We start from the raw sequence: 10279 nt of genomic DNA on the forward strand, positions 1-10279 counted from the left end.
GCCCTGCCCCGCACACGCACCGTGGAGTACCTCCGAGCATTGATGGTCGAACACTCAGCCCTGCCCCCGCGGGACCGACTGCTCGCCACCTACGAACAATGGCTCCGCGACAAACTCACAACCACCGTCGACGACGACTCGAGGAAGATCATCGAACGGTTCGGCCGGTGGCACCACCTCCGCAAACTACGCGAACACGCTGAGACAGGTCCGGTAAGTACCGGACCATTCCTGCGAGCGAAACAATCCACGACAGTAGCGATTTCGTTCCTCAACTGGCTGAACGAGCGTGGAACTACGCTAGCCGACTGCAGCCAGCACGACGTCGACGCCTGGTACGCATCCGGCCCTTCCACCCGCCAACACGCGGAACGATTCCTCTACTGGGCACGCTCGAACAAGCTCACACCCCAGCTATCGATTCCCCGCCACACAACGGGCACATACGAGCTGGTCGGTGAAGACGAGCGCCTGCACATCATCCGCGCCTTGTTGCTGCACGACGACCTCCCCGCCGTCCACCGCATCGCAGGATGCCTACTTACCCTCTACGGACAATCGATCACACGCATCGTGGCCCTGACCATCGACGACGTCCGAGCCATAGACAGTGCTGTCAGCGTCAGGCTGGCCGATACCTGGGTCGACCTACCGGAACCCATCTCGCACCTCCTGCGCCATCATTTGACGAACAGACCCAACACCAGTACCGCCGGCAATGCGACCTCGAGGTGGTTGTTCCCCGGCACGATGCCTGGCGAGCACCTCAACCGGCAGACCGTCATCGACGCACTCCGCCACGCCGGCATCCCGAACCGTGCCGTTCGCAACAGCACCTGGAAACAACTCGTCCGCCAAGCACCACCACAAGTGCTCGCCGATGCACTCGGAATCAGCGCCACAACGGCTATGCAGCACGCGGAGCGTGCCGGTGCCGACTGGACCCGCTACACGTTGGTAAAGCAAGACATTAACCGAAGCAGTAATCCGTCTCGAAGTTTGAGTTAATCTGTCCGACAAAGACACCCACGCCGCACCGCCAGGTGCCTGCAGCGCAATCGCCGCCTCCGAGCGCGGTGCCGGTGACCTGGTCCACGCCCGTTCAGTGTCTGGACAGGGTTCCTTGGTGATACACGGCTTTCCATCCCGAATCGTGCCGTCGCCAAACAGTTGCCCTCTGGGAGACGCGACCTGACTGCGACAGGCGGTACGTCACCAGATACAGGTGTTCGGCAAGGGTCGAGGCATGAAAGTTGTCGATGGACCAGGCGGCGTCCATGGGGTTCTCGCCATCTCGGTAGCGCTTTTCGACAACGTCGATGACCAGAGTGCGGGTATAGACGGAACCGGACGCTCCGACCTCGAAATAGTCATGTTCGAGGAGGGCGTCGATGGCCGCGCGATCGGATCCGGTCGGGAGCCGATGGAGTATCGGTTCCAACGCGAGAAGCTGGTCGCGGACTCGGGGCAACTCGCTCACGATGCAAGTCATACAGGACCACAAGAAGCCACCACCGCCCGGTCACCACCCGGTCGGGCTCACCGTGCACGTGGGAGATGACGTCCGTTGGGGGATACGCTCGGGTCGTGAGTGCTGCTCAGCCGCGTGATGTCCGGGTGCTGACTGGCTTATTCTTCCTGGTTTTCGCATATGGAGCCGTGGTACATGCGGTCCAGATTGTCGGTGGCGGTTCTGATCCGTACCCGTGTGCACCTACAGCGATTCCTGTCTTTTTCGTAGCTCTGGTGGTTCTGGATCCATTGGCAGCGTTGCTGATTGCCTTACAGTGGCGTGTGGGAATCGCGATCGGGATCGGGGTCTTGGCGCTCGACGCCGTAGCCAATGGAATAGTGAACTATCCGCCACATGTCACCGAACCGGGTGTCACTGCTGGCCGAGTGGGTCAAATGCTTGTTCTTCTCCTGGCGGTGGGGTTGGCGGCGGCAGCTCCGAGGCTGTGGCGCTACTTCCGATGAGAAATCGGCTCAGCCTCGAGTACTGCCACCGCCACGCGAACAGTTGACCCGACGGGGTCGTGCGCGCGCAGCCTCCAGGACAATCTCGATCGTCCTCCTCACCTCAGTCGTCGGCGACAATCGCGGGCATTCCAGCCCCTACGGGGTCGAGAACGGCGGTCGCGCGCGCACTCCAACGCTCGTGTGCGGATTGGCGCGACATGCCCACCATCCGACCGATGACCGCCCACGTTGCCCCGGTCACCCGCAGGATGATGACCGTTTCGATGCCATCGAGGCCGGCGGCATGCTGCACGCGCAAGCTGAGGAGATGCCAGGCCAGAGTCCGGTCCGCCGGAATGGATGTGGCCTGCTCCGACTCCCACTCCGGGGTGCCGGGAAGAGGACCGGTACCCACGACGGCATCTGCAAATCGTCCGGCTTCTATAGCTGCCCCGGTGACGACCGCCCGCACTCCCGATGTGATGTCAACACCTTCGACCATGTCCAGGTACTCCATTACAACCTCCTTGTGTCAGGAATATCCTGACATGAACCCACGCATGCGTCAAGCAGAACCTGACAAGATCAATGGTCTCGTCTCAAGCAGGTACAGCACCAAGGCGCGCCACTGGCGGCGAGCGAGGCCCCCACCCGATCGACTCCTGCTTCGACCGCTGCACTCGTCCCTAGGAGCAGATGCCCATCAAGGATCAACACCCGGAAGTCCCGGATCTTGTCGTGGCGGGCCATCGACAGAGACACATCGTGCGCCACTCCGAGCGTCAAGGGATCCGGGCCCAGCATGATGTCGAACAGGAGTGTGAGGTCGTTGGCGGTGCGCACCATGGGGCCGACGACGGCGAGGTCGGCAGTGCCGGTGTCCCCGGCGCTGTCGTACCGCGCACCGGCGCCAGGCCGAGTGCGCCTACGCAGTCGACTGCGCTGCGCCTGAGCCTGCCGCGGTCTCCAGCAGTTCGGCGGCGCGCGCGGTTCCATCCGTGACAACCTGGCCTACGCGGGCGCGTGCCGTCCTCTGAATGTCGACATCGAGAACTTGCTCAAGCGCTGCTGACAGGTCTCGTTCGGTCGGCGCAGGACTCTTCAGCGCTACACCAATGCCCAATTCAGCGACACGTTTGCCGTTCCCGGACTGATCGGCAGCTTGCCCGATGACCACTTGCGGGGTGCCGGCGCGCAGTGCGGTGAGGGTGGTGCCCGCACCACCGTGGTGGACCACCGCGGCCGCACGGGCGAACAACGCCTGCTGGTTCACCTCACCGGCCACAAGTGCGTCGTCGCCACGTTCGTCGATGGCCAGACCGGACCAGCCGGATAGCAGGACCAGCCGCCTGCCCTGATCGCGCGCGGTCGTGAGGGCGAGCTGGGCGAACCCGGGAGGCACCTGCATACTGCCGAAGCCCACGACTATCGGTGGGGACCCCTTGTCGAGAAAGTCTTCGAGCTCTGGTGCCAGCGGGCGCTGATCATTGAGCGTCCAGGCCGAGGTGCGGACGATCTCGAGACCCGGCACCTCGGCATTCGCGCTCAGCAGCGGCTCGGCGGCGACCCATGGGTGCTCGGTGAATAGGTAGTGCCGCGGGTCCTGCACGGGTGGAAGGCCCAGGGCGCCGCGGTAAGCATTCAGCGCCGGGACGATCAGTGGGTGGTGCGGCCGTGGCTGGAGAACCCAGTCGGTAAAGACAACGAAACGGTGCGGGACCTTAGCTTTCTTCGCGACCGACCCAGCGACGAAGTGGAGCATTCCGGTGGCCAACAGGACGTCACAGCCTTCCGCGACCGCCGCCTCCAGTACCGGGTGCGTCGCGGAAATGTGCGCGTTCACAAATCCGTCGACGCCGAGCACACGCTGCTCCGACGCGAGCCCTTGCTCGAAATCGCGGTACGGCCGGTGGAAGTACAGCACGGGCACACCGGCGCGCCCGACGACCTCGCGCAGCTCTTCATCGGGCGGTGCGCACAGCCGCACGTCAATTCCCTGTTCCCGGAGGTCAGCTGCCAGCGCCACCATCGGCTCGACATCTCCCCTAGTTCCGTATGTGGCCAACACGACCTGCATACCAGCTCCAATTCTCTTGTTCCGTTCATCCAGATCGCATGCGCTTGCCCCGTCATATATCGACATGTCGGATCCATTCCTGTAGTGCCGCAATAGGATCTGTTGGGCCGAGCCATTTTGCATTACGACGGGGGTCTTGCCGCAAGACCCCCTGTGCGCTATACATTGAAAGAGCGCCGGGGACGGTCTGTTCTGTTTGGGGCACGGTCGGGCTTGTCGGCAGTGTTCGATCACGCGTTGTTACTCGTCGAGGGCCGCTCTCGGACGGTGAGTCTCCTCAACCCGTATCGGTGGATGCCCTCATCGGCGCAGCGAAGTGCGGCCTAGCGCGTGTATCCCAACTGAACTGACGTCTCATCAGCGACGAGCTGGTCACGGAACTGGACAGAGCTTCGGAATCAGCGTTTAGGTGGCGTGCGACCAGTTCGAATCGACCCCGGTGAGGGCGAGTTGCAGTGTGGAGCCGATATTTTCGGTTCACGGGAGGATGCGGTTGACGAACTTGTCGACAACGGTATCGATCGATAAGTCGTTGGCGAGCGGCACGGTCATGCTGTTTAAGGCCAATTGGTCACCGTTAGATACGTCGCATTACCGATAAGTTTCGTTATCGACAGACGTGGCCGGGCGCGTTCACCGGCGTCGTTCGATTCACCGCCCACTTCATGTTCGACCTACTCACCCTCCATCACCGGTTCGGGTTGCTGACCGTGCCGTCGACGCCATAGGTCGCCCATGTCGTCGGCGAACTGGAGATCGACCCGCACATCGGCCGCTCCGGAAACGCTGTAGGCCACCTCAACTGACTGGTCACGTGAGATCACTTGCGGGTATTTGTCGACCATCTGCTGATGCGCGTTCTGAAGAAGCGCGGAGAGGCTTGGAGCATTCATCATTTGACCCGACAACATCTCTCCGTAGGAACCGAGGTTTGCCGGCACACCGAACATCCCCCGGGGGTACATCGAGTTAGCCTGGGAGCCAATGGCATCCAGTGTTCCGCTCATCCCGTCAGACAAGAGCCCCTGCACTGAGATCTTCTCCTTGGCCGGGTGACACGCATCCTCCAGGCGGTTGCCGTCCCCATCAACGGCATACACATCGACTTCGAGGTCCGTGATCGGACCGGAACTTGCATTGTTCACGGTGACGGTCCATAGCCCCTGACCGATTGGCAGCGGCTTGATGGACGCCGTTACTGCGCGGATACGGCCACCGCTGTTTCCCGCCTCCGTCGCGCCGACCGAATAGTATGTGTTGTTATCCCGGCCAGCGATGACGTTGCGCTGGGTCGAAGTGAAGCTGTGCGCGGAAGCAGACGAACCGTCTATTGCTCCCGCGCCTGGGTAGGGTTTGGCGGCTCCCGATGAGCACGCGCTGCGACTCGGCCGATCCGCAGATCGCCTGCAGCTGCGATGTCCTCGGCGACAACTCCACTCCCGCCATCGACAGCCACGTCTTCGACCTCGATGTCGCCGCCAACCGATGCGCGGCGGATCACTACGCCGACGGTGGCAGGCAACTCGGGAGCCTGATCCTCGACGGCTACCAGGAGCGCTTGCGCGAGCCCTAGCAGTTCAACGTCGTCGCCGGCACCCGCCTGATCCAGTTTCTTCGCGAGGAGTGCGCGGCGGAGTTCTTCATCTGGCTCCCGCTCCAGCCCCTCGACCTCCGCGGTCACCGAGCTGTACCGGTCCGTGATCCAGCCCTTCACGGCCGTGTAGGCGTCACCGATTACCTGCTTCGTGGTCTCGCGCGCGCCGTCCGACGCGCCGAGTGCGATCGCCGCGACAATCAGGGTTACGGGCTCCATCGAACACCTCCTGCGATGTGGTCCGGCTCGGCCATACCGGGCCATCCCCAAATCTAGCGGTCGGCACCGACACCGCTTGTCCAGGAAGGACGCCAGCTCGGCGTGGCGGCTGCTTCGAGCGCCATGAAATGCTGGATGACCGCTGCGAGTTCAGGGTGCGGCGGCGTTCTTTGAATCAGTGAGACCGGGTAGACCAGGGTTGGTTTGCTGATGGGGATTCGGCGCAGATCGTGTTTCGTCGGCCAGATGTATCGATCTCGTGAGCCGACGAGGGTAGCAATCTCTGCGGATTCGGCGAGGGTGTCGAGGAGTACCTCGTCTCCGAAGTGAGGTCCTGCTGCGTCGATGTGGAGGTCGAACTCCTCGGCCAGTTCTTCGTAGAACAGCTGCCACTCGCTGCGAGGCGTAATGCCCGGCACCCAGATCCGGTGTCCTCTCAACTGTCGTGGTGTGAGCGTTTTTGCTTTTGCCAGTGGATGACGAGGGCCGACGAGCAGTTGCGTCGGCGAGTCGAGCACGTGGGTCATGTGTACGTCCCGCGGAAGTGTGGCCGAGTTCGTCACTGTACGGAAGGTAGCGTCGATGTCTCCGGCCGCGACGGCGGCGGCTGCTGCGTGGGGGTCGTTGACCCGGGGCTGGTCAGACGATGCCGGCCAGGTCTCCGATGCGCATCGTGCAACCGTTCCTGTCCTTCCACATTGCGACACCGTCGACGAGTCGGGCGCTCATGAATCCACCGCCGTCACCCCACGGCCATGCGGTACCGAGGTCGGCCACAACGTCCTGGACCGAATCGGCCATCGCCCACAGCGCGAATTCTTCGGCCGAGTCGACGCGGGTACCGATCCAGGTACCACCGAACTCACCCGGATCGACGCCGGCAACCGACACCGCGCTCAGCAGGAACACTCCGTCGATCTCCGGGTCGTAGTCGATCTCCCAATCGACGTGTTCAATACCGTTGCCGTACTGGCGCACACGAAGGTCGCGGCCCAATCGAGACAGCGCCGACGTCCATGGCTCAGGCAAATCCGAGTGCACCACCCGAACCCCCGGTGAGGGAGACCACGTGGCACTCATCAATCGCTTCGACAAATCGTGGTGGCGCACCGAGTCAGTCTGTCAGCCCAGTGGTCGCGGGGCTTGTGATCAGCGGAGCACCGCCGCTCGATCGTGCTCTGCACTGCTGGTGACGCTGACCAGCGGTCTGGTTTATCGTGCTACATCGACGATGGTGCTGCCGTCTAACCGCACTGGTGCCGCGTTCCTACCGTTGGCTTTCCAGACAGCCGTCCGCGCTGGCTGTAATCCCAGGGCCTCCTACGGGTCGAACAGGGAATCGACAATGACGCGTTCTACATCGGTGCTGCCTGTGGGACGTTGCCACCGATCGTGCCAAATGTCAGATCCTCACAAGTACCCTCGGATCACGCGGTAACCGCTCTTCGAGGAGGTCGAATGCGACGACACGCAGTCGCTGGCGGGGCACTGGGCGTAGTGACTGTCGCCTGCGCAGTCATCTTGGTGCTCACTGGCGGACCGACTGCAGGGCAACCGAACGAAAAGGAAGGACCAGCGATGTCGACGAGCGAGAACACTCCCCCCGATCTGCGAGAAGTCATGGAGGAACCGGCAATCGACTATCTCGAGGAACCCTCGATCGACGGACCGGAACCAATGACCCGCGAGGAGTTCTCGCGGGACTCCAAACCGGACGCGAACACCGTAGACCAGCCTCCTCAACCCATTGGTGAGGAGGGAAGCGCCAGCGGCGGTGAATCTTCGGTGATGGAACGCACCAATAAGTAATTCGTCGGTGATGCGTACAGAGTGACGGCAAGGAGGGCAGTCCCGATGGACCGGGACCCTCAGGGAACCTTGACAGCGGCTGCCCGCGCATGCCCCGCGTCGGGGCGTAGAGCAATACGCCCAGTTCCGATATGCAGGGTTACCAGCAATGTCTTGAAAGCACTGGTGGACAGCGTATTCCGATCATACAGCTCGTGCAAGAATGTTAGCGCGATGTGGGCCCACCGCCCGACATGCAGCGGATGCTCGGACACGCTATGAATCGAACGAGCTGTACATCACGCGAGAGGTCATGGTGTCGGCCGCGTCGTTGAACGCGCCGAAAGCCGACTCGAGCAGCTCGTAGGCAGGAGCCAACTGGGTCTGCTCGATCTTTGATACCGATGAGGCGGTCCATCCGATCATCGCGTCCTGGAATTGGTTTTCCGAAAAGATCGACCAGGGCCTCACGTCGGTAGCCCATCTCCACGAGGTCGTTCACGGTATGCCAATCGTCTCTAGTACTACAGCAGTAGTTCGCTTCTGATCGATCTTGTCGGCGTGTTTGCGCTGCTCAGGGCGGCCAGCGCGTGATCATTTTGGGTGTGAAGACAAAAGTGAACTCCGCGCTGGCCGCGGAACACAGAGTAGATCCTGATCGGTGGTGGGACGAGTTCGGCGCGCTGGTCGACCGCATCGCTCCGAGATTCTCCCGGTACGAACCCCTGCGGCACGCCAGCGCGCTGATGCTCGGACTGCTGTCCGGGCTCGACCGCAAGAACTGTTGGACCATCGCCGAGAGCCGCGGAGACAGTACTCCGGACGGATTGCAGCACATGCGTTCCCGATCGAAGTGTGACGGCGATCTGGTGCGCGATGATCTCCGCGACTACGTCGTGGAGGCGTTCGGCGACCCCGCCGGGGTCCTCATTGTCGACGAAACCGGTGATCTGAAGAAGGGCACCTCGACTGTCGGGGTGCAACGCCAGTACACCGGAACCGCCGGGCGGATCGAGAACGCACAGGTCGCGGTGTACCTCACGTACGCCGGTCGGCGTGGTCACGCCCTGATCGACCGGGCGTTGTATCTCCCGGCGTCGTGGACGCAGGACCCGAACCGATGCGACGCGGCCGGTGTCCCCGCCGACAAGCGAGTGTTCGCCACCAAACCTGCTCTGGCACAATCGATGATCACCGTTGCACTCGACGCAGGGACTCAGGCATCGTGGGTGACCGGTGATGAAGTGTACGGTGCCGACCCAGGTCTGCGGGCCGAACTCGAGACCCGCCGGGTGGGATACGTGATGGCAATCGCCTGTTCCCACCGGGTGCCCACCGGTACCGGATCGGTACGTATAGACACACTCGTCGACCGGATCGAGGAGGACAGTTGGCAAATACGGTCCGCCGGTGCCGGATGCAAAGGGCCGCGCTGGTACTCCTGGGCGTGGATCCCGCTGCCCGACAACGACTGCGGGTTCTCCTCGATGCTGCTGCGACGCAACGACACCACCGGCGAGATGGCGTACTACCGGTGCTTTTCCCCGACACCGGTGACGTTGACCGAACTCGTCCGGGTCGCCGGATGGCGGTGGAGGATCGAAGAGTCGTTCCAGGCGGCGAAGGGACAGGCGGGTCTCGACAAGCACCAGGTGCGGCGGTGGACATCATGGCATCGGTGGGTCACGTTGGCGATGGCGGCGACGGCGTTCCTTGCGGTCACCACCGCCGCCGAGCGCGAGCGAACACCGGCGCACGATGATCTGATCGCATTGACGGTCAACGAATTACGGAGACTCTTCGACGCCATCGTCCTCGGAGCCCTTGCGGGCATCGACCACATACTCTCGTGGTCGACCTGGCGGCGAAAATATCAAGCCACCGCCCAACGGTGTCACTATCGTCGCAGGTCAGACGACCCCCAAGCCGAACTACTGCTGTAGTGCTAGGGTCATGAACGTACTCGTTCTTGATTCTCAGTAGCTCCTCCACGAGCCAGTAGTTGCCGGTCGATGGTGTTGCAGGTCCGGACATTGGAATCCCTCCGGCGAGTAGCGCATGTATGAGCAGCTTCGGACTGGACGATTTTATCGCCGCTTCTATTGACTGCTCAACGTGTGCTTCCAAAAACCGAACGGACATTGCTGCGAGCCCCTCCGCCGGTGACAGGGGGTTTGCAGCTCGGCAGCTCGTTCGTTGGCTAGGCTGGGCACCTATCGAGTTCGTGACATTGTGTGTGATCGAAAGGTTTTCCGGCTGTGGCCAAACGAGTGACAACCCAATTGGTGGACGATATCGACGGGTCGGTCATCGACGACGAATCCGGCGAAACGATCGAATTCGCGGTCAACGGTGTCGAGTACGTGATCGACCTGAAGGCGAAGAACGCCACCGAGTTTCACAGGAAGCTTGACTACTACATCGAGCATTCGACTCGGGTCGGTGGCCGCAAGCGTAAGCCCTCCCCCGCCGGCGCGACGGCGAAGACCGGGACACCGGCCACGCGTGATCCAGCGCAGACACGCGCGATTCGGCAGTGGGCGGCCGACGAGGGCTACGAGATCAGCGAACGCGGCCGCATACCGGCCGCCATCGAAGAGGCGTTCAATACCGCTCACTGACGCGCTGACAACTGTCTCTCT

General features: G+C 62.4%; 14 protein-coding genes. 5 read left to right on the forward strand and 9 right to left on the reverse strand.

Features of this window, described 5'->3' with window-relative positions:
• Nucleotides 1–1008 (forward strand): site-specific integrase (locus tag QMK32_RS19605; protein ID WP_283476889.1); only part of this gene is annotated, 1008 nt, incomplete at its 5' end.
• A gap of 94 nt (nucleotides 1009–1102) precedes the next feature.
• Here the strand turns inward: QMK32_RS19605 and QMK32_RS19610 are convergent.
• A complete protein-coding gene (locus QMK32_RS19610; RefSeq protein ID WP_283476890.1) occupies nucleotides 1103–1480 on the reverse strand; it encodes a nuclear transport factor 2 family protein in 378 nt (125 codons plus the stop codon).
• Nucleotides 1481–1587: 107 nt separating this feature from the next.
• On the opposite strand from QMK32_RS19610, the gene QMK32_RS19615 reads away from it, so the two are divergent.
• Entirely contained in the window at nucleotides 1588–1977 is a 390-nt protein-coding gene (locus tag QMK32_RS19615; protein WP_283476892.1) for a hypothetical protein, read from the forward strand.
• 103 nt (nucleotides 1978–2080) lie between these two features.
• On the opposite strand, the gene QMK32_RS19620 is transcribed toward QMK32_RS19615, so the two are convergent.
• The 7 genes from QMK32_RS19620 to QMK32_RS19650 all read right to left on the reverse strand — a co-directional run bounded on the left by QMK32_RS19620 (nucleotide 2081) and on the right by QMK32_RS19650 (nucleotide 6959).
• Entirely contained in the window at nucleotides 2081–2476 is a 396-nt protein-coding gene (locus QMK32_RS19620) for a hypothetical protein (RefSeq protein ID WP_283476894.1), read from the reverse strand.
• A gap of 68 nt (nucleotides 2477–2544) precedes the next feature.
• The gene (locus QMK32_RS19625; RefSeq protein ID WP_283476896.1) at nucleotides 2545–2955 is read right to left on the reverse strand and encodes an amidase family protein; all 411 of its coding nucleotides are present in this window, start codon (nucleotides 2953–2955) and stop codon (nucleotides 2545–2547) included.
• Complete coding sequence (locus QMK32_RS19630; RefSeq protein ID WP_283476898.1) at nucleotides 2885–4036, reverse strand: glycosyltransferase; 1152 nt, start codon at nucleotides 4034–4036, stop codon at nucleotides 2885–2887. Before QMK32_RS19630 ends, QMK32_RS19625 begins: the two co-directional genes overlap by 71 nt.
• A gap of 674 nt (nucleotides 4037–4710) precedes the next feature.
• Nucleotides 4711–5181 (reverse strand): hypothetical protein, encoded by a 471-nt coding sequence (locus QMK32_RS19635; RefSeq protein WP_283476900.1) that lies wholly within the window; start codon nucleotides 5179–5181, stop codon nucleotides 4711–4713.
• Between the two features lie 182 nt (nucleotides 5182–5363).
• Nucleotides 5364–5849: a Het-E N-terminal domain-containing protein gene (locus tag QMK32_RS19640; protein ID WP_283476901.1), complete on the reverse strand. Its 486-nt coding sequence runs from the start codon at nucleotides 5847–5849 to the stop codon at nucleotides 5364–5366.
• 53 nt (nucleotides 5850–5902) lie between these two features.
• A complete protein-coding gene (locus QMK32_RS19645; protein WP_283476902.1) occupies nucleotides 5903–6556 on the reverse strand; it encodes a LysR substrate-binding domain-containing protein in 654 nt (217 codons plus the stop codon).
• A complete protein-coding gene (locus QMK32_RS19650; RefSeq protein WP_283476903.1) occupies nucleotides 6489–6959 on the reverse strand; it encodes a hypothetical protein in 471 nt (156 codons plus the stop codon). Before QMK32_RS19650 ends, QMK32_RS19645 begins: the two co-directional genes overlap by 68 nt.
• A gap of 348 nt (nucleotides 6960–7307) precedes the next feature.
• Between QMK32_RS19650 and QMK32_RS19655 the strand changes: the two genes are divergently transcribed.
• Complete coding sequence (locus QMK32_RS19655; protein ID WP_283476904.1) at nucleotides 7308–7658, forward strand: hypothetical protein; 351 nt, start codon at nucleotides 7308–7310, stop codon at nucleotides 7656–7658.
• 255 nt (nucleotides 7659–7913) lie between these two features.
• On the opposite strand, the gene QMK32_RS19660 is transcribed toward QMK32_RS19655, so the two are convergent.
• The gene (locus QMK32_RS19660; RefSeq protein ID WP_283476905.1) at nucleotides 7914–8108 is read right to left on the reverse strand and encodes a hypothetical protein; all 195 of its coding nucleotides are present in this window, start codon (nucleotides 8106–8108) and stop codon (nucleotides 7914–7916) included.
• Between the two features lie 158 nt (nucleotides 8109–8266).
• Between QMK32_RS19660 and QMK32_RS19665 the strand changes: the two genes are divergently transcribed.
• A complete protein-coding gene (locus QMK32_RS19665) occupies nucleotides 8267–9580 on the forward strand; it encodes an IS701 family transposase (protein WP_502943715.1) in 1314 nt (437 codons plus the stop codon).
• A 315-nt stretch (nucleotides 9581–9895) separates the two neighbouring features.
• A complete protein-coding gene (locus QMK32_RS19670) occupies nucleotides 9896–10258 on the forward strand; it encodes a histone-like nucleoid-structuring protein Lsr2 (protein WP_283476907.1) in 363 nt (120 codons plus the stop codon).
• Nucleotides 10259–10279 lie beyond the last annotated feature (21 nt).

The organism is Rhodococcus sp. H29-C3 (genome assembly GCF_030063405.1).
Classification (GTDB): Bacteria; Actinomycetota; Actinomycetes; order Mycobacteriales; family Mycobacteriaceae; genus Rhodococcoides.

Excerpts from the sequence above, each read along its gene's own strand:
- QMK32_RS19625 (WP_283476896.1), bottom strand. The coding sequence starts at position 2,955 with ATGGAACCGCGCGCGCCGCCGAACTGCTGGAGACCGCGGCAGGCTCAG.
- QMK32_RS19655 (WP_283476904.1), top strand. The coding sequence starts at position 7,308 with ATGCGACGACACGCAGTCGCTGGCGGGGCACTGGGCGTAGTGACTGTC.
- QMK32_RS19630 (WP_283476898.1), bottom strand. The coding sequence starts at position 4,036 with ATGCAGGTCGTGTTGGCCACATACGGAACTAGGGGAGATGTCGAGCCG.
- QMK32_RS19620 (WP_283476894.1), bottom strand. The coding sequence starts at position 2,476 with ATGGAGTACCTGGACATGGTCGAAGGTGTTGACATCACATCGGGAGTG.
- QMK32_RS19640 (WP_283476901.1), bottom strand. The coding sequence starts at position 5,849 with ATGGAGCCCGTAACCCTGATTGTCGCGGCGATCGCACTCGGCGCGTCG.